Here is a 26,612-nt window from a genome sequence, read left to right as displayed (position 1 = left end):
TTCTCCGTATTTACTTATCTTTACATACTTTGGTTTTTTCACGCCAACTTACTTATAGCCTGTTGATAGATGCTGTAGAATAAGATGATTTTGTGCACTTAATCTCGCTTGCCAGTTAGGCTCAACTACAATTGTGCTAATTTTTTCCACAACGATCGCAGGGCCATTAAGAATATCTTCTGGCTGTAAATCTTCTCGTCTATAAATAGGAGTATCGTGCCATCTCTCAGCAGTAAACATCTTGACTGTTTCAACAGATATGGGCACTTCATCTAAAGGGCGGGTACGAATAACTAAAGGTTCTTCAGGAGTATCCATTTTTTGAATTACTTCCACTGAAGAAGATTCGACAATTAAGGTTTTCTCTAATTGAATGAAACCATAGCGAGATTTATGTTCACTCTCAAATTCTTGTCGCATCACTACCACATCATCGGCAAAATTAACAGTCAAGATAGAGTTAGTACCCTCGTATTTTAAGTTAGCTTTTCGGATTACCTCTACTTGACTCAGTGCCTCATCTATTTCATTGCTAGCTTGAGTTTCTAAATATTCCATTAGCTGCTGTAACTTAGGGACTAATGCTTGAGTTAAAGGTTGTTCAACTCCTCCTTCTCTAATCGCTCGTACATCAGCTAATCCCATTCCATAAGCAGATAGGACTCCAGCATAAGGATGTAAAAATATTTTTTTCATTCCCAAGGTATCGGCAATTAAACAAGCAACTTGTCCACCTGCACCACCAAAACAACAAAGCACATATTGGCTGACATCATAACCGCGTTGTAGACTGATTTTTTTAATTGCATTCGCCATATTTTCCACTGCGATCGCAATAAATCCAGCAGCTACTTGTTCGGGAGTACAATCATTTAATGTAGCGGCTTGAATGTCTTGGGTTAATTGGGTAAATTTTTGAATAACAATATCTTTCTCTAAAGGTAAATTTCCATCAATGCCAAAAACTGAGGGAAAATATTGTGGGTGAATTTTACCTAACATCACATTGGCATCAGTAACCGCTAATGGGCCGCCACGTCGATAACAAGCAGGCCCAGGATTTGAAGCAGCAGATTTAGGGCCGACACGATAACTAGAACCATCAAAAAAGAGAACTGAACCACCACCAGCAGCAATAGTATTAATTGCTAATACAGGAACTCGCATCCGCGCCCCAGCAATTTCTGAATCTAGTTGTCGTTCATACTCTCCTTTAAAATGAGCGACATCTGTACTTGTCCCTCCCATGTCAAAGGTAATAACTAACTCGAAACCTGCTCTTTTACTACTTTGGACTGCGCCAACAATACCGCCAGCTGGGCCGCTTAAAATACTATCTTTTCCTTGAAATTGTTCGGCTGCGACTAAACCACCATCAGATTTCATGAACATTAATTTGACGTTGGGTAACTGATTCGCTACTTGGTTAACGTAGCGGCGCAGAATAGGAGTTAAATAAGCATCGACTACTGTTGTATCTCCCCGACTAACTAACTTCATTAAGGGACTAACTTGATGGGATACGGATATTTGAGTAAAGCCGATTTCTTGGGCAAGCTGGGCTATTTGTTGTTCGTGAGCAGGATAGCGATCGCTGTGCATAAAAACAATAGCACAACTCCGAATTCCTGTATAGTAAACTGCTTGTAAGTCACTTTTAACTTGTTCAATATTTATGGATACTAATTCATTTCCGTTAGCATCGTAGCGTTCATCTATCTCAATTACCTGCTCATAAAGCATGGTTGGTAAAACAATATGACGAGCAAAGATGTTAGGACGGTTTTGGTAGCCAATTCGCAGCGCATCTTTAAAGCCTTTGGTGATGAGAAGAACGACGCGATCACCTTTCCTTTCTAACAACGCATTTGTTGCTACTGTTGTCCCCATTTTTACAACTTCTATCGCTTCATTAGGAATGGCTTCGTTGCTAGCAATACCTATGATATCTCGAATACCTTGGATGGCTGCATCTTGATATAGTTCGGGATTTTCTGAAAGTAGTTTGTAGACTATAATCCATTGCTGATTAGGCAGAGGGATAATTAAAAAACGTTCGGTATGTTTTGAAACTCCATCGATAATTGCTTGATTGTTAGTAACAGCAACAATATCTGTGAATGTACCACCACGGTCAGCAAAAAACTTCAACATTACTCTGTTTACTCGACACTATAGAGGTAGCATAACAATAGAATTTGGAGTGTTTATACTTCCTCAATTTTAAGTTTTGATTTTTCAGCTAGTGAGTCCGGTTAGCGACACCGAATAGCCCGTCGTAGACATCGTTACATCGAACTCAGGGATCGCGGCTAATATAATTGTAGCTATTGCAACCAGTAAATTTAAGTGTTCTTACATTCATTTATAATCATGCTATTATAAAACCAATATCAAATCGGTTCTGGTGGGGATCAGCCATCAGACGCAAGGGGGAAAGTTCGGTGTAAATCCGTCGCTGTCCCGCAGCTGTAATGAAGCTTATGCCTCAAAGTCAGAATGCCCGCCGAAAGTAACAGACAAACTTACATCCATCTGCGAGGTACAGGTGAACATTGCCATAAATATTTCAAAGATACATCAGTTTCACGCTCTCATAATGCCAGAGATACGCCACGGACTACTCATGGCTATGAAATTATAGGCAGTTTATTGATAGTTACAATTGTGCTTTGGTGTAACTGTCATTTACGCTATTTTTTCCCTAGCGTGAAAGCTTTTGCAACATCATTTGTGCCAAATTTACTCTATAGCTATGTTGCAGTTGCACGACTGCGACAACATGTCATATCTGCGATTCGGACTTAATCCTACACACTTCAAAATTAATGCTTGACAAACAACATAGTTTATTTGTTTGCACGACCTGCGCCAGCGTCTGGCAAGATGGTAAACGAGTTGGTGAAAGTAAAGGTGAGCAACTACTACTACACCTTCATGAACTTGCACAAGATTGGGAATTGCGAAATAAATTCCTCATTCAGGGAGTTGAATGCATGAGTGCTTGTAACCATTCTTGTGTTATTGCCTTTACAGCAGAAGGTAAATCAACCTATCTCTTTGGTGATTTACCAGTCGACACTAGTGCATCTGATGTTTTGCAATGTGCTAGTCAATATTATGCTAAACTCGATGGTTCATTGCCTTGGTCAGAACGACCGGAAATTTTGAGAAAGGGTATTTTGGCAAAGATTCCACCACTAAATAAGTGGGCAAAATTAAATATAAGTTGTTGTTAATTGATGATTGGGTAAAATTTTTCAGTTTCTAATCTCTAGTACCTAAATCATTAATCTTAAAAGGAATAGAAAGTAATGCAGATTAAAACAGCAAGGTTAGGCGATCCCTGCATTGGTGAAAATCGGGAAGTGAAGAAACAAAAGTCTTATGGGAGGAAGTGAATGCGACCCTCCAATAGTGTCTGGCAAGGAAATTTTGGCTACTGGCAAAACAGCTTTATTCATAATAATCTGCTGGTAATCGGCTACACAGGATGGCAGGGATTTCAGTCATTTGGGCGGGGAGTTGTCATTTGTGATGTGGATACTAAAGTTACTCACCCTACAATTACAAGTCTTGATACAGTTCCCTTCACCCTGCAATTTCTACCCTCCGATCTGATTAGGTTCTACTTGCGCTCGTTTCAGGATTGCGGAGCTATATCGCAATCAATCTGCTCATCCATGATTTCATCAATTTTCCCAGCAGTCGTAACATACAATCCCCATCAAGATATTCTTCTAGTGCTAAAGGCTGAACCTCAGATTGAGGTTAATTTTTTACACCAACTAAAAATTACTCCAGCCGATTGCTACGAACAAGTTTGTAAGCGATGGTCAGAATTTAAACCAAGCTTAATGCCCTAAAACTTACTTTATTCCTCAATGCTCAAGCCAAAATCAAGCAAGATTCCCAAACCAACTCGCTACCAAAATGCAGCGATAGATTATTATATTGGACTCACAAATTCCTCCTATCTCCATTATGGGTATTGGGAACCACTACCTACTCATGGTGAAGAATTAACTCTAACTCGTCTGCGTGTGGCGCAGGAAAGCTATACAGCCAAACTTTTGAGTTTTATCCCAGAAGATATCAAAACTGTACTTGACGTAGGCTGTGGGATTGGTGGTAATGCGGCATATTTGTGCTCACGCGGTTTCAGTGTTGAGGGATTAGCACCCGACGCACTCCAGCAAGAGAGGTTTTTTCAAAATACCAATGGTCAAGTACCTTTCTACTTAACGAGATTTGAAGATTTTAACAAATCATACTCCTACGACCTGATCTTATTTAGCGAAAGCAGTCAATATATTGCTGCTCTCGATTTAGCTCAAGGTGCGGCTCGTTTACTGGATAGTGGTGGCTACCTACTGCTTGCAGACATGATGCGTTTCGATGCCGAATACCAAGAAGGTATTTTTTCTAATTGTCATATCGCCAGTGAACTCCAGATAGCGTTGAAAAAATCTGGATTTAATTTAATCAAGACTGAAGACATTTCAACCCATATTGCGCCAACGATTGATTTGTGTGTTGATAACTTCCGTACTTTTGGACTGACAACAGTTAAATATATTGCTGATGTTGTGGCGATCACTGTCCCTCCATTACACGCACTTGGTCGTTTAGCATTTAAGCGTTGGTTGGAAAAACCGATTACGGAAGGTTTAACAGCACGGGTAATTTTTGAGAGCCATCTGCGTTATGAAATCCAACTTTGGCAGTTATCAAAAAAAGTTTAATCAAAATGACCCCAGAAATAAATACCCAAGATTGGTAACAAGCAGCAACTAAACACAATCATATCATGTCCGCTAGATTACTTATTAAACCTGAAGAACCCCACCCCGCCTGCGGGGAGAGGCTGGGGGTGGGGTGCAATGACTGTGGAAATCATAACTAATTATACGGGCATGATATCATTTACTACACCCGAAAATGGGACACGGATAATTATCACAATTTTTATTTTTGCTTTCAAAATGTTGACAATTAGATAGCTTGCTGGTTTAGCGGAATTACAATTACAAATTCTGTTCCCTGCCCAGGAGCAGAAATACATTCTAATTTTCCCTGATGTTTTTGAGTGATAATCTGATAACTAATAGATAAACCTAACCCAGTACCTTTATTAACTGGTTTAGTCGTAAAAAATGGTTCAAATAATTGTTTTTGTACCGTTTCGGGAATGCCTATACCATTGTCGCCAATACGAATAACTACCTGATTTTCACTAGTGAGTTTAGTCTGAATGCGTATCTGGGGATTAGAAAACGCTTTTTCCCCTACTTCCCACTCACCATTTTCCACTGCCTCTTCTAAAGCATCGATCGCATTTGCGAGAAGATTCATAAATACTTGATTCAGTTGTCCAGCATAACATTCTACTAATGGCAGGTCGCCGTATTCTTTAATTACCTCAATTGTTTTATTGTTAGATTTAGGTTTGAGGCGATGTTCTAAAATCATCAAGGTATTATCTATACCCTCACGGATATTCACAGCTTTCATCTCTGCGTCATCTAACCGAGAAAAGTTTCGCAGAGATAAGACAATTTCTGTGATTCGTTCGGCACCAACTGTCATCGAAGTTAGCAAGTTGGGCAAGTCTGCAATTAGAAAATCTAAGTCGATTGCTTCTGTTTGTTTTTGAATTTCCGTGACTGGATTAGGATAGTTTTGCTGGTATAGTTGCAGCAGTATCAGTAAATCTTGGATATATTGATTGGCATAGCCGACATTGCCATAAATAAAATTGATTGGGTTGTTGATTTCGTGCGCTACACCTGCTACTAACTGCCCCAAACTGGACATTTTTTCACTATGCACCAATTGAGATACTAGCTGCTTTGCCTCTTGGCGCAATTGTGCTTCTGAATATCGCAATATCTGTTCTGCTTGTTTGCGCTGGGTAATATCGTGGAGAATCACGACATATTCCTGAAAATCCTGATGGGGTCTATCTGAGATGGAAACTTCCAGAGTTCTGTTTTTTCCATTGCCGATTAGAATTTGTTCGCTACGCTTTGTCCACTGCTCTGGATAGTAGACTAATGCAGGTAGCCATTTATTGAGGTGATTTCCTGGCAACTCAGATGGGTTGACACCAAAAAACGATTCAGTGGCTGGGTTAGCTTGCTGGATAATGCCTAGATTATCTACGACTAAAATACCATCTTGGGCGACTGTAAAGAGGTGTTCGGCAGCTTCTCTGGCTTCTGCGATCGCAACTACTTGCGGTAAACTTGTCCAACAAGCGATCGCTACTCCCACAAATGCCACGCTCATCAGTAGCACCACAAATATATTCTCACCGCCCGCAGTCGCTACTTTATTAAGTTTGACACCAAATAACCAGCCAACTGCCACGGCGCTGCACAGTAAAAAAATCAGGATGCTCACCTGAAGAATTACTGAATCTTTAATGATTACCACAGGGCGCGTGCGATATCGCCGCATCCACCACTTGGGATGGAATGCAGGGAAGTCCATACGGCGAATCACCGCATCTATTCCCATAACACCAATGGGAAATAATAGCCCAATCAGCAAGTTGAGCCAACCCCAAGCAAATCCGCCCACGAACAGCACTACAACTTCTAACAGCAGAATGCCCAGAGATATGCGAGGAAACAAAACTTCCGGGCGATCGCGCCTAAGCCAAAGCCCTAAATGCAGTAACATAAAGGAGACAAACCAACCGATGTTACCAACAGCGACGATTCGCGCCACATCTCCCCAAATCAGATAGATTAAGCACAACACCAGTGTCAATGTCAATGCTGGGACAAACACACCCCGACGGGAGACAACAGAAAATACTGGTGAAATGTGGTTATCTAAAGCCAGTTGATACAAAATTCGCGGGCAATTAGAAACCACCGTTGCCGAACCGAGTAGACAAGCTGCTACTAGCAAAAAAGAAATACTTACACCAGCTAATTTTCCCCAAAAGGGCTGGGAAGCCGCCACCAGATTCAGAAAAGCATTGTCTTTCAGGTTGGGATTTGTTGCCAACCGCATTACTACCCAAGAACCCCCCAAAAAGATGGGTGGCATCATCCAGGCGGCAATGTCTAGAAACCGCAGCGTTTGAGTGGGGTTGCGACTATCGGCAACAAAGGAAGAAGCTGTTTCACAGCTGTAGGTTGCATAAGTGACGAAAAAGAACCACTTTGCCCAATCCACAAAGCTCAAAGATGACCAACTGCTAGGAAAAAACCCAGGACTCACCGGAGAAAACGCTAACCAGCCAAGACCTTGTATACAGAAGGTCATTAGTAGTCCAAAGGCTGGAATGACAAAAAACAAATGTAAAATACTCAGGGCGCGAGTCCCACTAAAGGCCACGATAAAGGGCAACAGTGTAAAGCTAATATCCAGAAATATGTCTGGACAGGCAATACCCAGCGGCTCCAAATTTACTTTAATTAAATCTCTGAGTACGATTGTATTCACTGACAGGTAGGAAACCCAGTTGAGGAGGTATCCAATTGCTGCATAGCGAGCTAATCCTGGGTAGTTTTGCAGTAGCTTGGTCGCATAGTTAGGTGTTCCTCCAGCTACATTGATGAAATGCATACCTAAGCGTTTCACTTGATAGTTGAGCAGCATTCCGAAAATCACCGCAGGTATCCAGACAAAAATAGCTTGGGAACCGAGAGCAGCATGAATTGCTGGAACCAGTGCTGTCCAAGAAATATGAGCTGTCAAACCAAAGCCCCAACTTTCAACAGCACTCAAGCTTTTAGTCAAGCGAGGGTAAGAAGATTGGCCCAATGTGGAGTGAGCAAAGTTGGACATGATTAGCAGTGTTGGGTGGGATACTGTAATTAAGCTTATTAGCTAGAGTTCCCATCTCATAAATCTTCTGCACAAAAACTTTCTGTAATAAATAATACTTAGATGTTAATACATATATGATCAAAGAAAATTCACTTCACAACACCAGTGTTTATTGCCCTCATCCCCCAACCCCTTCTCCCAAACTTGGGAGAGGGATTTAGGGTGAAAGCTCTTTGATTCACGCAAGAAGTCTATTAGACAATTTTCGAGCGTGTATCTGCCAAGGCGGGAACTTTAACTTCTGTTTCGGCTTGTAAGTCGAAGTCATACCACTCGTTACGCCATTGCAGACGAAACTTCAAACGCGTCCAGTTGGGTGGTAGGTTGGGACAGGCAACGGGGCCAAATTGAGTCATCCGAATGCCGCCAAACCCAAAAACTACCGCTTGCCATACTCCTCCAGCACTGGCGGCGTGAATTCCTTCGGCGGCGTTACTTCTCACATCCTCTAAGTCTACCAAGGCCGATCGCAGAAAATGTGTATAGGCTTCGGTTGGTTGATTGAGGTCGCAAGCTAAGATGGCGTTAATGGCTGGGCCTAGTGAAGAACCATAACTGTGGTCGGTACGTTGGGTGTAATAGTCCCAGTTGGTGGCGAGGGTGTTATAGTCGTAGCGATCGCGCAGTAAGTACAGAAGCATCAATACATCTGGCTGTTTGAGAATCTGCTTTTGGTTGGTGGCTTCAATTCCCAACAAACCTTGCAAAGATTTGCTGCGCGGTTCGTAATCAGCGAGGTTAACGTCTTCTAGTTGGAAAAAGCCTTCAAATTGCTCAATTAAACCTGTTTGAACATTTTTATTGACAAATAGACGCTCTTGGATTTCTGCCCAATGGTGCAGACGCTCTGTGGTTAAGTTGAGTTTTTGCGCTAGTTGGGCTGAAGTTTCAGGATAAGCTTGTTTGAGCCAATCCCACAGCGCCAAAGCTGACTGCAAATGCCACTGTACCATGAGATTGGTGAAGGCATTATTATCGACGCGATCGTGATTTTCATCAGGGCCAATGACATCTAGGATGTCATAGCTGTGGCGCTCTTGGTTCCACTGCACCCGACTTTCCCAGAAAACAGCCGTATCAAGGATAATTTCCGCGCCATAATCGCGCATCCAGTCATCATCGTTGGTAGTCTGCCAGTAGTGCAAAATTGCATAAGCGATATCTGCGGTAATATGCACTTCAATGTCACCGCACCAGATGCGGATTAATTCACCATTGGGAGCCGGAACCCAGCGCGGAGTCACTTCATCGCCAGTAGTGGCACTTTCCCAAGCATACATCGCTCCTTGATAACCGGCTTCTTGAGCTTTGCGTCTCGCTCCTGGTAGGGTGTGGTAGCGGTAGGTGAGCAAGTTACGCGCTAGGGCTGGTTGAGTTAGGGTGAGGAAAGGAAGAATGAATATTTCTGTATCCCAAAAGATATGTCCGCTATAGGCAAAACCGGAGAGGGTTTTGGGAGGAATGCTCACGCTATCATCGTGACGCGGTGTTACAGCAAGTAATTGGAAGAGATTATAACGGACGCTCAATTGAGCCAAGTGATCGCCTTCTATAATAATGTCACTGTCTTGCCACACTTGCTCCCATGCCGCAATGTGAGCCGCCAATAGGGTAGTATATCTGGGTTCATCAGCAAGTCTTGGTAAGGCGGCGGCAATGGGGATTTCTGTCTCTCGTGAAGTAAACAGGGTGACAATCTTTTCTACAGTTACCGTTTTTCCGGGATATAACTCTAAGGTGGTTGTCAAAATGGGAGAACTAGAAGCATTTTCGACGCTCACGGGTGCAGTCTCGTCGCCATCTACCACTAACTTAGCTGCCATCCCAAGTTGAATATTTGAGTGGATAGTTTTACTGTTTAACCAGATAATCCGATCTATGCCACCTTGGTTTAAGGTTCGCCAATGTTTAACGCCTTGGGTATGTGGTTTGCTGTCAAATCCGGCTTCAATGGTAATTTCACCCTCAAAGTCTACCGATGTAATTTGAGCGCGAATCGCCAAAACGTGTTGGTCTGCTAAACTGGTGAAACGCTCGAAGTGAAAATCTAAGGTATGACCGCTAGGACTACGCCAGCGCACATCACGGCTAACTAAACCTAAGCGCAAGTCAAGCCGACGTTCGTAGTTGAGAATTTCACCACTGTCCATACTAAAGCGTTCCCCAGCTACTTTCACCACCAATGGCAGCCAGTTGGGACAGTTTACTAGTTCAGTATGAGTAATTGTCACATCATCATAAACACCGTGGATGAGTGTGGCTGGAAAATCTTGGCAATACCCTTCCTCAAATGTACCCCGCACTCCTAACAACCCATTACCAAGAGTGAAGACGGTTTCTTTGTGATGCAACTGCGCCGGGTTAAACTCCGTTTCAATAACGTTCCAGTCAGTATTGTCAATTAATTGCTGATTTTGTTGAGAATCGTGAGTGGATACGTTGAGCATGAGTGATAAAACCTATGTCTTGGGGGTTGCTGTGGGCAGGATGCAGTAAAATTAGGAGCAACCTTTAAGTGATTAACTCCTTATTCTTTAGCGCCGAGATTAAAACATGGTCTGAACGCTAAAAAATGCGCTTTTTACAACAGTAACGCTTCAAATTTCATCTGTCTATAGTTAGATTTATTTAAAAATGCCAGTTATAACTCATAAATCTTAACTAGCTACGAATTGATTCGGTTTTTCATCAATTTTTGGCTGGTAAAATTTACAGGTGCAGTTAAGTAACGTTTTGTTCTTTTACCAGAAGTGGTATATTGGCACTTGACCCGACCGAGTACAAACTATGCATAAGCCCACAGGACAGCAAACTAGAGGTGTTGTACTCAGTAATACAGGACAGGAAGGGGAAGTGGGCAGATGAACAAAAATACCGGGCAAAGTAATGTTTTTTCTCTGTTTAAAGGCGTACCTCTAAGTCGCATTTTGGTAGCGTTGTTTTTGCTGCAAATCTTGCTAGCTGTGGGATTGACTGCATATTTATCAATCGGCAACGGGCAAAAGGCAGTTAATGAGGTAGCTAGCGAATTACGTCATGAAGTTGGCAATCGAGTTGAGCAGAATTTACAGACTTATTTGGCAACGCCGCGTCAGGTACTACGCAGTAATCAAAATGTAATTAATATGGGGTTGCTGAAGATAGAAAATCTGGCAACCTGGGAGTCATATTTAATAGAGCAGTTAAAGATTTTTCCAGATGCGTTGGCAATAACTGCAAGCAATGAACAGCAAGAGTATCTAGCGGTTGAGAAGCTCAACGATCGCCAATCTTTACTCAGAAAAGCTGGAAAGTCAACTGGGTACGACCTCTACACTTACATAATTGACTCTCAAGGTCAACGTACTCAATTACCAGAAGTTATTAAAAACTATGATGCGCGATCGCTTCCTGATTATCTCACAGCAGTTACCGCTAAAAAATTCAGCTTTAGTGAGATTTTTACTCCCCGCACTGAACCAACACTCCTGATTAGTGCTTCTCTTCCCATCTATAACTCCCAAGGGGAATTACTCGGAGTCAACAGCACTCTCACTCACCTATCACAAATTGGGGATTTGCTGCAAAACATCAAAGTTGGCAAGTCTGGGCAAATTTTTATTATCGAGCGATCGGGGCTATTAGTTGCAAGTTCTACAACTGAAGAACCATTCCGCTTCCAAAATGGTAAGCCCATTAGGTTGAAAGCTTCCCAAAGTGGAAATTCTTTGACTAAAGCAACCGCTAAATACTTAAAAACTAAATTTAATAACTTTGACCAAATTCAAAGTTTACAGCAACTAGATTTTTATTTTGACGGCAAACGGCAATTTTTAGAAGTTAGACCGTTACAGGGCGAAGCAAATGTCAACTGGTTGATGATCGTGGCTGTCCCAGAAGCAGACTTTATGGGACAAATTAATCGCAACATTCAAACTACAATTTTTCTCTGTTTGGGAACGTTGGGACTAGCTATTATATTGGGGATTGTCACCGCTCGATGGATTACTCAACCAATTTTGTACTTCAGCCGGGCGACAAAAGATTTAACTGATTTTAGCAACAGCGAAGACTCAGTGGTGAAAGTACAAGGCATTAAAGAACTAGAGGTGCTGGGTGGATCTTTTAATGAGATGGCGCAAGATTTACGCAAAACCTTTACAGCACTGATTAGCAAAAATGAGGATTTAGAACTGCAAGTTAAGCAGCGAACTCAAGAATTACAGCAACAGATTCAAGAACGCATTAACAGTGAGCAAAAACTGGGGCAGCATTATCAAGTACTCACAGAATTGGCAAATCACAAAGCGATTTTTGAAGGAAATTTAGAAACAGCATTCAAAGTTATCACAGAAAAAGCAGCCAATGCCTTAGAAGTAGAACGAGTGAGTGTGTGGTTATTCAATAGCGAGCGCACCAAGCTACAATGCATAAGTCTCTATGAACGTAGCAATCAAAAACATTCGGCAGGTTTAGAACGCAACCTTACAGATTATTTAATCTACTTTAAAGCCTTGGTGGTTTCTCGTACCATTGCCGTCTGTGACACTCGCACCGATCCACGGGTACAAGAATTATCGGATACATGGCTCGAACCAAATAATATTGTCTCCCTAATTGATACCAGTCTTTGGGTTGGGGGGAAAATGGTGGGAACAGTATTATCTGAACAGGTTGATACTTCCCGCAAATGGGAACTGAGCGAGCAAAACTTCGTTAGCTCAATTGCGGAAATTGTCGCTTTGACTTTAGAAGTAGGCGATCGCAAACGCGCAGAATCCGCGCTAGGTGAGGCGAAAGAAACAGCCGAAGTGGCGAATCGTGCTAGAAAAACCTTTTTAGGAAACATCAACCACGATCTGAGAAATCCTTTAAACTCAATTCTGGGAATCACAGAGGCACTCAAAGATCAAGTGTACGGCCCTGTAAGTGAAGAACAGCGCCAGTCTTTAAATATGCTCGAATCTAGCGGTAAGAATCTACTAGAATTAATTAACCAAATCCTTGACCTTACTGACACCGAATCCAGCAAAATAGAACTGCAACTAGCTGCTACTTCGATTCAGGGAATATGTGACTTCTGCTTGAGTTTTGTCAAAGATTTAGCCTTCCAGAAAAATATCCAGATGAGGGCACAAATACCTGAAGAACTCGAACCCATCCAAGTCGATGAACGCCGCATTCGCCAAGTATTTATCAACTTATTGACTAACGCGATCAAGTTTACTAAAGAAGGAGGCGAAGTCTGGATTGAAGCCCAGCCAAGTTCCACCAATGAATATATTTTTATCAGCGTGGTAGATACTGGTATTGGGATGCTTTCCGACGACCTTTTTAAATTATTTCAACCTTTTGTGCAAGTTGAAAATGCCTCTACTCGTCGTTCTACAGGCACGGGTTTAGGATTAGTAATGGTGCAAAAATTGTCGAGTTACATGGTGGGACTGTTCACGCCGAAAGTCAGTTAGGTAAAGGTAGCCGATTTACAGTCAAACTTCCTTGGAAAAAGGCGGGACAATGGAGAGCCTAAGCTATGTGACGATAAGTATTAAACGGTAATCCAGTGCGTTGCTTCACATCAATCAATGATTTATACTCACCTCGTTGCTGCCTTTCGGCAATAATTTTTTCAGCGATCGTTCTATCCAATCCACAGGTAATTAATTCATCAGTTGAATATGTGTTTAATCGTTTCCAAGAAAAATCAGCTTCTTTTTTGTAATTGTAGCTAAAAGTAATCAGTGGTGTAATTCGAGTTACCTGCTTTTCGGGAATTCCGGCTATTTCTATTAACTCTTCTATATGAGTAAAAACATATCCCTCATTCATCAATGATTCGATGTTATTTGCATAAACTATCGGTAGCCCTAAATAATTAACTAATTCATGTTTTGAGCATTCATTAATATCTATTTTATCACGAGTATTCGCAACTAAATTTGCTAACTCTTGTTCTTCAGGAACTGGGAAATTTTTCGGATAGGTTTTGACTAAATAATATTTCTTGAGATAGAAGGCAACGCCAGTTTGAGCGATCCAAAAGATCGCAAATGCTAAACCATTTGCCGAGAAAGCTAAAGCTAAAACAGAGGTGCTAATTCCTATAACAATCCAACTTTTAGTCTTAGATTTGTAACCTGCATAAGCAATAGCAAATCCCCCCAATATCGGAATTAATGATAACCACACCCAAGCAGGAGTTTGTTGAAACCAAGATTTAGATTGTGACATCATAAATCGACTAATAATTTTAATTTATAAATATTTCAGAAGGTTTTGGCGTTTTTCTTCATACTCTTCTGCGGTAATTATCCCAGAATCAAAAAGAGTTTTTAAATCAGTTAATGCACTGGTTGCATCTTTTGCAGAGACTGCTCCACCTGTGCTTGCGATAACTTGATTATATTTTGTATTGAATTCGGTATCTGACATCAAAACTAGGATAAAGAACTCAACAAAAGCTATTAAAGATGGAATACAAGTCCAAAAAAACAATAAGTATAAAATACCTGCTACATTTTGTCCTAAATAAAATTTGTGAATCCCCAACCACCCACCAAAAAAGCAAAGTATAATTGCTGTAGATTTAGTCTTCATGTTATTTTCTTCCTTAATTAACTCTAATAAATATCTATTGGCATATAATACGAACAAACTATTTGAACTTTTTTGATTATTTAGGCGATTTAGTAGTTAACTTTGCTGTCAGGAGATAAATAATAATTATACATATTTGAGATTCCATTAAGACTAAATATCCTTTAACTATGTAGTTTAAATCTAGGTTGGAATTGAAATAAAAAATTAGAGAACCAATTGCTAGATATGGAACTAAACGCAACTGATGAAGTTTGAGTTTGAATCTTTGGTTATACAAGTCGCTCATCAGTAAATAAAGTTATGTTGAGCAATAGTTGCTGATAAACAATCGATCGGTTAATACAAATTTGTTTAGTTTAACAGATATTGACTGTTATTTAAAGCTAATTTTATTTAATTTCTATCTGTTAAACCTCACGAATTTTACCGACTTTACTTATAGTTACATCAATAGAGTTACGTAAAGTTTCTGATGACTAAAGTAAAATGTACAGCCGAAAAAATTACTTAAGTTTTGCCTTCTTTGCTGTTTTAGACAACAGAACAATCTAAAATTAAAGCATGACAGCGATTAGCAGTTCTTGTTCTACTTTGCATAACTCCTGTTCGTGCCTAAAAAACTGCTAAAAACAGGCTTTGTTTCAGTAGTGCAGACTTAAGTCTAAGGCGCTTTTATACAGTTGTAGCACTCTTAGTATTTGCTTCCTCTAAAGTTGTTCTCAAACGTGTTGCTGTGCTTTTACGGATGCGATCGCTTTTACGAACACCACCCGCCATCTGATATTCATAGCTGTCTTTGCCGTATTTAAAAGCAACTCCAAGGAGCATTTTTTCCGTCAAGTCGCTCAAAGTTGTTTCCAAATCCTTCATCTCATTTTTGTAAGAGTCAATCAAAGCCAGAGTAGTATTATAAGCTTCTATTTTGCTACGATACTGCTGAATTATTTGTGTGATATTTTGCAAGTTGCGAGCATCCCCAAAATCCATACTCGGATCAATTGCTTTGAGTCCGGACATTCTCAATTCAGCTTTTTCTAGAACGCGATATGTACGCTTTTGACGAGGCATAATTATGTTCTTTTTATTGTGTTCTAGAACTAGCTTGCCTTACTAAAGCTTAATTTTGGTTGAGTAAAATCCACAAAATTGGTGCTGAATATAACTATAGCTTAAGTAATATCCACTAAAACTATGATGTTTGTAACGAAAATCGTAGTGGTGGTAACTAAACTCGTAACATTGTAACGAAAATAATCATGTTTGTAACAAAAATCGTAGCGTTAGTAACTACACTCGTTATTTTAGTAACAAACTCTTAATATTGTAACGAAAATAGTAGTGGTGGTAACTAAACTCATTATTTTATTAATTTAAAGCGTTATGTTAGTGGCGATGTTTAGTAACGGCAACTGGTTTCAATTCAAAAAACCTAGATATCACACGCAATATATTGATAAAGTAATGCTGAACTCTGCAAAATCCGTAACGCTGAGTAGAATATGGGTTTTTTGTGATATTGATTAGCGATCGCTTGTATGATTGCGTTAGTGGAGTGATTAATATATCTCAACGAACTTAGGTGCGATCGCTAAGAAGCTTAACCAGATAATCTAACTTCCAAAGAGATGCCAAAGCTATAACTTATTAATGCCTAAAACAGCAAAAATCATTGACACGCTAAGTATCTATGCAATACTGTTATTATAGTTGAACCTAACCATAGAGTTGATTAAAATACTTTTCCCAGAGAATAATATACAAGCAATATTAAAATAATTTGGATGAAACAAATGAACGCCAAAATTATTGCTTTCTTAGGGATTACGGCAGCCTTTGCAAGCTTAGGAAGCCAAGTCTACGCTCAATCACCAGCATCAAGCTCAAATCCCGGACAATATAGATTAACTAGTGATTCTCTACTTGGAATCGATCGGAAAACAGCCCAGGATGACTTTAGAAGTTTTTTTGAGCAAACTAATCCAGCAACTCTTTCCACCAATAATAGAAGAGAAAATAAAGCTCCAGTCAAAATCCGCTTTAACGAATCATTATCACAGCCTGACACTTCAGTTTTCTTAACACCGGCTCAGTCAGGCAGTGACAATGATGGATTGCAAGTACAGTTAGATATAGGAAGAGAGTAAGCAGGTATAAAGGCTGACGTTGTAGTTTTAATTAATTATGCCTTGCCCAAAATCTTTCCTAATAATCTGTCAAGTTTCAATTAGTAAGGTAAACAAGTTCGTAGTAAGCGCTTTAGTCTTTAATTTTCTAAACACTAAAGTTCTTACTATAAACTTTTCATTACTAGCTTAGATATTGTACTAGGCACAATATTTTCACTCTTGTATTTATACTTAAATCAAAACAGCTTTACTAGAAAATATCGTTCAGACAACGGCAGTTTTAGCCAATCGTCCTGTCTCCTCTACCAGAATAAAATTTTGCACCTGACTCAATCCGCCTTCCTGAGTCGATAATTATGCAATCGTTTTGCAGTAAAATTAATCGTCAAGATAAGAGGAGGCCTTTGAGATGACTCGTGTCATCATTGTGCGCCACGGTCAAAGCGGTTATAACACCGAGCGGCGTATCCAAGGACGCACTGATGCGTCAACATTAACCGAAAAAGGTCGTAACCATGCCAGTAAAGTAGGCAAAGCCCTCAGCAATATCTTATTTAATGCGATTTACAGCAGTCCCTTACAACGAGCGAAACACACAGCAGATATTATCCATAGTGAGTTAGCGACTCATGCTGAACAATCTGCTGTAGTTCAAGCTGCTGATTTGCTGCTAGAAATCGACCTACCTTTATGGGAAGCACTGCTAACTTCTGAAGTCAAGCAAAAATTTGCCGAAGATTACCGCACTTGGCATCAACACCCCGACGAGCTGCGGATGCTGCTTAATGATGCACAAGGGACAAGAGAACATTTTCCCGTTCTTGCTTTATACGAACAAGCACGGCAGTTTTGGCAAGAAATTTTGTCTCAACATCAAGGCGAAACTATTCTCATCGTGGGACATAACGGAATTAATCGCGCCCTGATTAGCACAGCGTTAGGCATCCCTCCCAGTCGCTACCACTCAATCCAGCAATCTAACTGTGGCATCACCGTACTAAATTTTGCTGGCGGATTGGGCGAACCAGTCCAGCTAGAATCCTTAAATCAGACGCAACACACCGGAGAAACTCTACCCTCATTGCGACCGGATCATCAAGGAGTACGATTGTTACTAGTGCGTCACGGTGAAACTGACTGGAATCGCCAAACCAGGTTTCAAGGACAAATTGATGTCCCCCTCAACGACAACGGTAGACAACAGTCGCAAAAAGCAGGCGAATTTCTCCAAGACGTAGAGATTAATTTTGCTGTAAGTAGCACAATGCTGCGCCCTAAAGAAACAGCAGAGATTATCTTAAAACAACATCCTAATGTCAAGTTAGAATTGCAAGATGGTTTAAGAGAAATCAGTCATGGTCTCTGGGAAGGAAAATTAGAAACAGAGATAGAGCAAGAGTTTCCGGGAGAGTTACAGCGATGGCGGCTGATACCAACGCAAGTGCAAATGCCTGAAGGGGAGAATTTGCAACAAGTGTGGGAGCGCAGCGTTGCAGCTTGGCAATCAATTCTGCAAACAGCATCAAATAATCAATTCAAAACTGTATTAGTAGTAGCTCATGACGCTACTAACAAAACCTTGCTTTGTCATATTCTGGGTTTATCGCTGGAAAACTTCTGGAGTTTTCGCCAGGGTAATGGTGCAGTCAGTGTTATCGACTACCCTGCTGGAATCGATGGTTTACCAGTACTGCAAGCGATGAACATCACCTATCACTTTGGTGGAGGCGTACTAGATAAAACAGCAGCGGGAGCGTTGTGAGTGCTGAGTGCTGAGTGCTGAGTGCTGAGTGAGGAGTTAGGAATTACGAATAAATTTATAAGCAAGGAATTAGAAGTGAGGAATAAAGTTAGAAGCAATGATTGAGGAACAAATAACTCATAACTCCTAACTCCTAACTTCTCACTCTCACTCTTGACTCATAACCCTTAACTCATAACTAAAAATTTTTATGACTGAACTGCTGCAAAAAGTACGAGTGATTGACCCTGTTTCTGAAATTGATGAACTCTTTGATGTGCTGATTGCTGATGGTTATATCCGAGAAGTGGCTTCGCACATTTCTGACATCAGTTCCGATACTCAAATCAGAGATTGTCAGGGATTAGTTCTCGGCCCTGGATTAGTAGATTTGTACAGCCACTCTGGTGAACCTGGCTTTGAAGAACGGGAAACCCTTTCGTCTTTCTTACAAGCTGCTGCTGCTGGCGGCTTTACTAGAGTTAGCATTTTACCCGATACATCCCCAGTTATTGATAGCCCTGCACTTGTGGCACAGTTGCAGCAGAAGAGGGCAGAGGGGCAGAGAGGCAGAAAGGCAGAGAAGAGTTTGTCTCCCCTGCTCCCCTGCTCCCCTGCTCCCCTGCTTCATATCTGGGGTGCAATCACCGTAGATGTTGCTGGAAAGCAGATGACGGAATTGGCAGATTTAGTGTCTGCTGGAGTTGTTGGTTTTAGTGATGGTAAGCCCTTAGAAAATTTGGCGCTGGTGCGGCGAGTGTTAGAGTATCTCCAGCCATTGGGCAAACCAGTCGCATTTTGGCCTAGCGATCGCCAGTTAACAGCAAATGGTGTAATGAGAGAAGGAACAGATGCTCTGCGTTTTGGTTTACCCCCAATCCCCGCCAGCGCTGAAACTACTGCGATCGCAGCTATGCTTGAATTGGTTGCCACCATCGGCACACCAGTCCATATCATGCGTGTCTCTACAGCTCGCAGCGTGGAATTAATTGCTTCAGCTAAGGCGGCTGGTTTACCCATCACCGCCAGCACCACCTGGATGCACCTTTTACTTGATACCAAAGCAGTTAAGAGTTATCACACCAGCTTGCATTTAGACCCGCCTTTAGGTAGTCCCAGTGATGTGGCGGCGTTGCGTGCAGGGGTACGTGCAGGTGCGATTGATGCGATCGCTATCGATCACACACCCTACAGCTACGAAGAAAAAGTCCAAGCTTTTGCCGAAGCACCAGCTGGGGCTATTGGTTTAGAGCTAGCATTACCTTTGCTGTGGCAATATCTCGTTGAGACTGAAGAATTTACAGCTTTAGAATTATGGCGGGCATTGAGTACTAATCCAGCGGAGTGTTTAGGGCAAAAAGTAAGTGCGATCGTACCTCATCAACCAGCGGAACTTACTTTATTTGATCCTCAGCAAACCTGGAAAGTCGAACGTAAAAGTCTGTATACACTTTCACAAAATACACCTTGGTTAGGACAACAGTTGAAGGGTCATGTTGTGCAAACCTGGTGTTGAAAAAGCGTACTTCAAACTACGGAATATAACTAATCCCCTAAAAGATTAAGATAGATTCCCTTTACTCCCTGAATTGCTATTTTGTAAATTTATATTTTGCTGTAATTATATTTGTAAGCAGGGAGCATCTCAATGAGTGTAAAAACACGCCTGCCTTGGCGAATGGAATAGAGCCTCCGGCACGCTGATGCGTAGCTTGCTTCTCCGTAGGAGTACGCGGCTATACAAACAAAAACCACCTGCGTGGGTTTCAAATTCTTCGAGTTCGCGTAGGCGGACGAAAGTTTGTGTAGCCGCGATTTCTAATCGCCTGGTATATTTGCAAAGGTGAGATGATCCCTATAAGCATCTCCTAGCAAGGCAAACTAACACTTACAATAGTTCCTTTTTCAGGAATGCTAGCAATTGTAAATTCACCACCATATAATTTAACTATATGCTGAACAATAGCCAGCCCTAAGCCAGAACCTTGTTGTTCCCATAACTTTCGATTAAATTGTACAAAAGCTCCAATGTTATTAATCTCTTCAATTGCCATACCTTTGCCATTATCAATTACAGACAAATTAAATTTATTACCTTCTATCTTACTCAGAACTTGAATTTCGCTGCTTGGCAAAGAGAATTTAAAAGAATTCTCCAGTAATTCTTCAATCAGAATACTCAAATTTTCTTGTGATAATTGTACTGGAGATTCTTGGATATCCAGCTTTAAATCTTTTTGTCTACAGTTTTCTGTAGCTTTTTTTAGAGCCACTTCACTAATAATTTTCTCAGCAAGACATTTATCTTTTTTCTCTTGAATTTGACGGACTTTTTCGGGGTTTTTAGATATTAATTCCAGATTACTATATAATAAAAACCTTTGAACTAATCTATTCAGGCGATTGGCAGATGTGTAAATTAATTCTGCAATTTCAACTTCTTCAGAGCCAGGCATGATGCCACAACTTTCTATTAACAACTGTGACATACCGAGAATACCATTTAAAGGCGTATTCAGTTCGTGAGGTAATGAGTGAGCAATATTCATTCTGAGTTCGTCTAGTTTGGCTTGAGTTTGGCGCTCAACTAAAGCGTGTTTATCAAGACGAGAAGCGATCGCACTGAGTAGTTCTTCAGGAGTAAACGGTTTAGTCAAATAATCATCAGCCCCATAATCCATTCCCTGACGAAAATCTGAACGATCTGCTTTAGCAGTAACAAATATTAAAGGAATATTGATAGTTGCTTCATTTTTGCGTAAAGCAGACAGCACGCTATAACCATCTAATTCAGGCATCATAATGTCACAGATAATTAAATCTGGTAATTTGGCTTGAGCAATTTCTAATCCAATCTTGCCGTTTGCAGCTATCAAAGTTTCAAAATCAGAAAGCTGTAAAATTTCCTGAATGTTTCCCCTGACTTGAGGTTCATCTTCTATAATTAAAATTGTGTTCATCTATGATTACTAAAGATAAAAATATCAATTTTATGTTATTGGTCTAGCATGAGATGGTATAGCAATTTTCGACCTGGTGAGATACGCTTTTAAAGCTACTAACCTTGGGAAACAAGATTTGGGTGTACTTCAGTTGCTTAGAAAACGCTATATCCATACAAGGCTTATCTTGCTAAACAATAAAAATTAATTTTCAATAATACCGCAGAATCAGATTCATGCCCTAAGTATAAACGCTGAAATATTTCAACATTTTTTTCTAAAATATATTATTTGCTATGGTTAAGCATATTAAACTTTTGCAAAAGCTTGGCATTTTCTGGGGTTAGTAATGTTTGTAAGTTCTTCATTTCATTCAAAAACATAATTTCTCTAGCATACTCTTGTTGTAGGATATTCAAGTAGCGATCGCGCTCAATATCTGATTGAGCTTTTTTCAGCATATAGATTGCCATATTGATATTTGAAAGGGGGTTGCCTAAATCTTGTAAAAGTTTTTGTAAAACCTCATTGCATATTTCTGCCAGGTGTTGGCTCTCTTGTAATTTTTGTGAATTTGTCTCTATCTGCTGTTTCAAATTAGTATTTTGTTGATGTTCGTGTTCATATTGTTGTTTGATTAAAGTTGGTTTTTCTACGCGATTTAATCTGACGTTAATTGCCTTCAAAAGTTCTTCCATAGAGAAAGGTTTTGTCAGGTAATCATCGGCTCCTAACTCCATACCTTGGCGTAAGTCACCACGGTCTACTTTTGCAGTCAGAAAAATTACTGGGATAGATTCAGTTACTGGGTCTTGGCGTAAGGCTGTCAGTACACCGTAACCGTCAAGTTCAGGCATCATAACGTCACAACATATAAGGTTTGGTTGTTCTGTTTTAGCAAGTCGTAATCCTTCTAAGCCATTATTTGCAGTAATAGTATTAAAATCGGAGAAAGTTAAAATCTGTTGAATATTTGAACAAATTTGGACTTCATCTTCAATTACTAATATTTTTTTGTTCATTGACTTATTTCAATAGTGATTTTTACTAGGCAGTTTTGTGATATCTATAGACGCAGTAAATGCAGTGACTAGAACTGATTATTCAGCTTAACCAACTTGGGAATTTACATTAATCCTCGTTTAACTTGAGAACTGTAGTTTTTTAGCAAAGTTTTGTGATTGCTTCCTTCGTCACAATGACACAACAGAATAATTCAAAACTCCAGGTTTCAACATGGACGAGGTTCAGATTCCAAACAATATCCCGCAGTTTATTGTTCCCTAAAATTATTTACTAATAACACATTAGATATTTTTCGTGCAGTAAGTCACTTATCATTAGTGGTAGTTCTACCCTAAATGTCGTACCAACTCCGACCTGGCTAGCGAAGATAATTATTCCTCTATGAAGGTCTATACAATTGTTGACTATTGCCAAGCCTAATCCAGTTCCTGGCGTATTCCCAACATTACTAGCTCGGTAGAATGGTTCAAATAAGTTCTGTTGCTCCTCTGGTAAAATGCCAATACCCTCATCTTGAATTAGAAAAACTGCGCTTTTATCTTGAACTAATAAATCAATTTCAACATTGCTACCGTCTGGTGAATATTTGACAGCGTTTGAAAGCAAATTGCTCAGTATTTGTCGCAAAAGTTTCTTGTCTATACAAGCCATAAAGCGATCATCTGTTGATGAATCACCCAAATATTGAGGAGCAAAAACTAGGGTATGGTTGGGAGAACTTAGTTGAATTTCCTCTACCAAAGAACGACAGAAATTAATCAAATTAATACAAGTTGGTTCAAATGCTAATTTTCCAGCTTCAGCCTTATTAATTAGCAAAATATCATCTAATAGTTGAGTAGTGTGTTGAACATAAGTTTGAATACACTGGAGATGTTTCTGCTTTTGTTGTTCATCTAGTTTATGGCTAAAACTTTTTAAGATTCCAGCAGAGGAAGCAATCACAGCTAAAGGAGTTCGGAACTCGTGGGAGGTCATAGAAATGAAACGAGATTTTAACTCACTGAGTTCTTTTTCTTTTACTAAAGCTTTACAAATATTTTCTTCAGCTTGTTTGCGCTCGCGTATATCTTTAACTACACCGATCACGTAAATGGGTTTACCAATCGGATCTCGAATTAGAGAAACCGTTAGATTTATCCAAATTACATCAGCATTTTTATGTAAATAGCGCTTCTCTATGGAGAATGTTTCTAGCTTTCCTGCTATTAATTTTTGCAACTGATTGAGATGGATTTGTATATCTTCTGGATGTGTGATATCTCTAAAGTTTTTCTTTAGTATTTCTTCTTGGCTGTAGCCTAAAATTTCACACAACTTTTGATTAACTTTCAGAAAATCACCATCTAAAGTTTCTAGTTTAATTCCCACTGCTGCTTGATTAAAAATAGCTCTAAGTTCTGCCTCACTTTGTTGTAAGTCTAAAGCGCGTTGCTTAACCCTGACTTCTAAATCTTGATTGAGTTTTTGTAAAGCTTCTTGCGCTCGTTGTCTTTGCAGTTCAGCAGATGCTCTGGCTGCAAATACTTTGAGAATTCCTTCAAATTTATGTTGGTCAGGTATGGGTTTGTCATCTACTATGCATAGTGAGCCAATTGGTTGACCAAAATCATCACTCAAAATAACTCCCATAGAACTTTCTGCTTCCATAGCAGCTAATCTTTTCGCATTAGGAAAGAGTTGATGAATTCTCGAACTACAGTGGTAAAATCCTTGCTTGAGCAAAATTTCACATATAGTTGATTTTGGGTCATAGCAAATATTGGGTTGTAACTGCCCATCAGACCAAAATCCTAAAGTGTGAGCTTGCTCATCAATTAACTCACTCACTAAGGTGTTACGGACATCTAAAGTAGAAGAAATATGTTCAACTAATGCTGGAAAAAAATCACGTCCAGTCGTAGAAGCTGTACTTTCTATCAAACTTCGTAAGGCTATTTCAGCTTGTTTGTGTTTTGTAATATCGATTCCGATTGCAACGGCGGCTGTGTTTTGTTGATATTTTTGAGCTACGAGCAAATAATTGCATATTGTATCATTAATTTGGACATCGATAACCTTAGAATCTGCTACATCTTGCCTATCTAAAAACTCATGCATAAATTCTGTAAATTGCGGGCTGTTTTCCATAAACCCCAATTCTTGACCAACAAAAGCATCGGGAGTCAAGTTAAAACTTTCAGCTAAATGGCGATTAACTCCTAAATAATATCCATCATCATTTACCCAAGAAACAAACCCAGGTACTGCATCTAAAACCGTTTGTAATTGCTCTTTTGCTTGTTGCAGATTTTTTTCTGCTCGTTTATATTCTGTAATGTCCTCGGAAATACATAACAGATATTCGGGTTGTTGGTTTTTGTCATACAAAGGAATTTTAGTCATGTGTAAAATTCTTCTGCCAAAACGAGGGCTGTCAATAGGTTCTTCAGAAATATCTTGAGGTACACCACTAGCAAAACTTTCTAGGTCTTTTTGACAGAAAAAGTCTGCTTGTTCTTTCGGGAATAATTCGTAATCTGTTTTGCCAATAGCCTGCTCTGCTGTAATACCAAAAATATTTTCACAGGTATGATTCCAGAGCTTGACTGTCCCAAAACTTTCTGGTTTGGCATCTTTAACAAAAACGGCTACAGGCAGATTATTAATCATCGACTGTAAAAAGTTGCGAGTCTGCTGGAGTTCCTCTTGTGCTTTTCGGCTTTCAGTAATATCAATGCCTGTACAGACGATATAATCAACTTGATTATCCCGATTCAGTAAGACCTTATTTGACCAAGAAATTAAGCGGCTAGCACTATCTTTAGTAACTAAATAAGTTTCGTAACGTTGAGGAAATTCTCTCTCTGCTAAATTTTGAAAAATATCTTTGATACATTTTGTTGTATCAGGTAACAGCAGCACATCCCAAACAAGTTTTCCTTTAACTTCATCAAATGCGTAACCTGTAGCTTGTTCGCAAGTATGATTAAAGCGAACAATTTTTCCCTGGCAATCTAGTACTATAACCAGAGCGTCTGCTAGATTCAAAACGGTAGAAACAAAATTACGCTCCAATCGCAGTTCTGCCTCGATTTTCTGGCGTTCTACAAGTTTAACTCGTGTATGATTGTAAAGTTCCGCTTGTAGAATAGAAACTGCCAGCAGACTGCTAGGAGTCACTAATCCAATTAATTCTCCTTGATCTCCAACAATAGGCAGATGACAAATCCGATTTTTCCTCAGCAAATGTAACGCAGTAAAAACATCTTTAAAATCTCTTAACCTCAATGTTATTAACTCTCTGATCATCACTTGGGCAACACTGATACCCTCTAGATTTTTACCTTGTGCTGTGAGCTTAATTAAATCTTGTTGTGTAATTATCCCCACCAACTGTGAGTTTTCTAGAACTAAAACACAACTGGTGGCTTGAGATGTGTTGCTAGCTATATCTTTACCTGGGTTAGGCAAATAATTGCTATGTTTGATTGGCAAGCTATCATGATTACCTGATGCTTCATTGATTAGTGCAATTACATCTGGAAGCATCATCTCAGAGCTAACAATAAGCGGATGACGAATGATAGTCTGTTGTAAATTATCAGAAATGATAGAGTTAATGAACATTACGTATAGATGCCTGGAATAAAATTATCTTTAAAAAAGAGGAAAATAATATTTTTACTGATAATTCACTAAAAAGCATCAGTGTTTTCTATGATTATTTTTTTATATTATTTTTAATAAGCCCCTTTACTATTTGTGATTCACAGCCTTTTAAGGTCTAGTTTATGCTGTAACCGACGCTCTATACCTGCTAGTGACATTAGGTTAAAACTCCTTTTGCGATTGGACTTAAGCCTGAAATTTTAAATACACTGAAGTGGCTATAAACAAATCATTTCTAGAAAATATTGTTTGTAATAGTTTTAGTATTAAGGATTTAAATTAAAATGTAATCGAGGAAAAACAGGAATTTTTTTTCTGATTAAATTGAGAGTATTTACTTGAATCGCTATTTTGAATTGCTGAAGAAATACTGAGTCGCAACTCTAAATTGTCCGTAGGATAGAGGAGATTTTATAGAATAACGGTACAGAACAAGCCAATAAAATCGATAATGTGAAACTTTAAAACAATCTAGCTGATGATAAAAATCACTACAAAACAGAGGTTTGAGCGTTATTCTGGCGGCCATTAATGGATGAATTTTGAAGACTGCAAATTTACTGAAGCTCTGAGGAGTTGTTTAGGTAAAATTGCGAATCCCACTCGTTAATAACACCCAGTCGTAAAGCGATTAAAGTGCAAAAATTTTCAGGTATTTGGGCAATACATCGCGCTGAAGGGCAATATAAAGATATTTCA

16 protein-coding genes, 1 pseudogene and 1 riboswitch are annotated in these 26,612 nt (G+C 39.7%); of the genes and pseudogenes, 8 read left to right on the top strand and 9 right to left on the bottom strand.

Annotation, left to right across the window (positions count from 1 at the left end; all coding sequences use genetic code 11):
- Positions 1-48 precede the first annotated feature (48 nt).
- The gene (locus HWQ43_RS19880) at positions 49-2,154 is read right to left on the bottom strand and encodes a hydantoinase/oxoprolinase family protein (protein WP_292737238.1); all 2,106 of its coding nucleotides are present in this window, start codon (positions 2,152-2,154) and stop codon (positions 49-51) included.
- 228 nt (positions 2,155-2,382) lie between these two features.
- Positions 2,383-2,526, top strand: a riboswitch (cobalamin riboswitch).
- On the opposite strand from HWQ43_RS19880, the gene HWQ43_RS19875 reads away from it, so the two are divergent.
- The 4 genes from HWQ43_RS19875 (at position 2,500) to HWQ43_RS19860 (ending at position 4,745) form a co-directional block, all read left to right on the top strand.
- Positions 2,500-2,808, top strand: coding sequence for a hypothetical protein (locus tag HWQ43_RS19875; RefSeq protein ID WP_292737236.1), 309 nt, complete (start codon positions 2,500-2,502; stop codon positions 2,806-2,808). Its footprint overlaps the riboswitch before it by 27 nt.
- 20 nt (positions 2,809-2,828) lie before the next feature.
- Positions 2,829-3,239 carry a DUF1636 domain-containing protein gene (locus HWQ43_RS19870; RefSeq protein WP_292737234.1) on the top strand — a complete coding sequence of 137 codons (411 nt, stop codon included), beginning with the start codon at positions 2,829-2,831 and terminating at the stop codon, positions 3,237-3,239.
- A 162-nt stretch (positions 3,240-3,401) separates the two neighbouring features.
- Entirely contained in the window at positions 3,402-3,866 is a 465-nt protein-coding gene (locus HWQ43_RS19865; protein WP_292737232.1) for a hypothetical protein, read from the top strand.
- Positions 3,867-3,884: 18 nt separating this feature from the next.
- Positions 3,885-4,745, top strand: a complete 861-nt coding sequence (locus HWQ43_RS19860) for a class I SAM-dependent methyltransferase (RefSeq protein ID WP_292737230.1) — start codon at positions 3,885-3,887, stop codon at positions 4,743-4,745.
- Between the two features lie 250 nt (positions 4,746-4,995).
- Here the strand turns inward: HWQ43_RS19860 and HWQ43_RS19855 are convergent, their stop codons facing one another.
- Both HWQ43_RS19855 and HWQ43_RS19850 read right to left on the bottom strand, forming a co-directional pair.
- Entirely contained in the window at positions 4,996-7,806 is a 2,811-nt protein-coding gene (locus tag HWQ43_RS19855) for an ATP-binding protein (protein WP_292737228.1), read from the bottom strand.
- Between the two features lie 236 nt (positions 7,807-8,042).
- Positions 8,043-10,295 (bottom strand): glycoside hydrolase family 65 protein, encoded by a 2,253-nt coding sequence (locus HWQ43_RS19850; RefSeq protein ID WP_292737225.1) that lies wholly within the window; start codon positions 10,293-10,295, stop codon positions 8,043-8,045.
- A gap of 414 nt (positions 10,296-10,709) precedes the next feature.
- On the opposite strand from HWQ43_RS19850, the pseudogene HWQ43_RS19845 reads away from it, so the two are divergent.
- Positions 10,710-13,357, top strand: a pseudogene (locus HWQ43_RS19845) (ATP-binding protein).
- Here the strand turns inward: HWQ43_RS19845 and HWQ43_RS19840 are convergent.
- From HWQ43_RS19840 to HWQ43_RS19830, 3 genes are all read right to left on the bottom strand, one after another.
- Positions 13,354-14,061 (bottom strand): helix-hairpin-helix domain-containing protein, encoded by a 708-nt coding sequence (locus tag HWQ43_RS19840; protein WP_292737220.1) that lies wholly within the window; start codon positions 14,059-14,061, stop codon positions 13,354-13,356. The pseudogene HWQ43_RS19845 and the gene HWQ43_RS19840 sit on opposite strands and share 4 nt — an antisense overlap.
- 21 nt (positions 14,062-14,082) lie before the next feature.
- A complete protein-coding gene (locus tag HWQ43_RS19835) occupies positions 14,083-14,424 on the bottom strand; it encodes an NINE protein (protein ID WP_292737219.1) in 342 nt (113 codons plus the stop codon).
- Between the two features lie 675 nt (positions 14,425-15,099).
- Positions 15,100-15,495, bottom strand: coding sequence for a hypothetical protein (locus HWQ43_RS19830; RefSeq protein ID WP_292737217.1), 396 nt, complete (start codon positions 15,493-15,495; stop codon positions 15,100-15,102).
- A gap of 722 nt (positions 15,496-16,217) precedes the next feature.
- On the opposite strand from HWQ43_RS19830, the gene HWQ43_RS19825 reads away from it, so the two are divergent.
- The 3 genes from HWQ43_RS19825 to HWQ43_RS19815 all read left to right on the top strand — a co-directional run bounded on the left by HWQ43_RS19825 (position 16,218) and on the right by HWQ43_RS19815 (position 19,810).
- On the top strand, positions 16,218-16,571 hold the full coding sequence (locus tag HWQ43_RS19825) for a hypothetical protein (RefSeq protein ID WP_292737215.1): 354 nt from the start codon (positions 16,218-16,220) through the stop codon (positions 16,569-16,571).
- A gap of 391 nt (positions 16,572-16,962) precedes the next feature.
- Positions 16,963-18,315 (top strand): histidine phosphatase family protein, encoded by a 1,353-nt coding sequence (locus HWQ43_RS19820; protein ID WP_292737213.1) that lies wholly within the window; start codon positions 16,963-16,965, stop codon positions 18,313-18,315.
- Positions 18,316-18,505: 190 nt separating this feature from the next.
- The gene (locus HWQ43_RS19815) at positions 18,506-19,810 is read left to right on the top strand and encodes a dihydroorotase (RefSeq protein ID WP_292737211.1); all 1,305 of its coding nucleotides are present in this window, start codon (positions 18,506-18,508) and stop codon (positions 19,808-19,810) included.
- A gap of 352 nt (positions 19,811-20,162) precedes the next feature.
- Here the strand turns inward: HWQ43_RS19815 and HWQ43_RS19810 are convergent, their stop codons facing one another.
- The 3 genes from HWQ43_RS19810 to HWQ43_RS19800 form a co-directional block, all read right to left on the bottom strand.
- A complete protein-coding gene (locus HWQ43_RS19810) occupies positions 20,163-21,254 on the bottom strand; it encodes a response regulator (RefSeq protein ID WP_292737208.1) in 1,092 nt (363 codons plus the stop codon).
- A 269-nt stretch (positions 21,255-21,523) separates the two neighbouring features.
- The gene (locus tag HWQ43_RS33850; protein ID WP_366932864.1) at positions 21,524-22,258 is read right to left on the bottom strand and encodes a response regulator; all 735 of its coding nucleotides are present in this window, start codon (positions 22,256-22,258) and stop codon (positions 21,524-21,526) included.
- A gap of 274 nt (positions 22,259-22,532) precedes the next feature.
- Positions 22,533-25,871, bottom strand: coding sequence for a PAS domain S-box protein (locus HWQ43_RS19800; RefSeq protein WP_292737206.1), 3,339 nt, complete (start codon positions 25,869-25,871; stop codon positions 22,533-22,535).
- Positions 25,872-26,612 lie beyond the last annotated feature (741 nt).

Source organism: Nostoc sp. JL31 (assembly GCF_017114965.1).
Classification (GTDB): domain Bacteria; phylum Cyanobacteriota; class Cyanobacteriia; order Cyanobacteriales; family Nostocaceae; genus Nostoc; species Nostoc punctiforme_A.
Note: the sequence above shows the minus strand (reverse complement) of the source record. Positions and strands in the feature narration are given on the sequence as shown.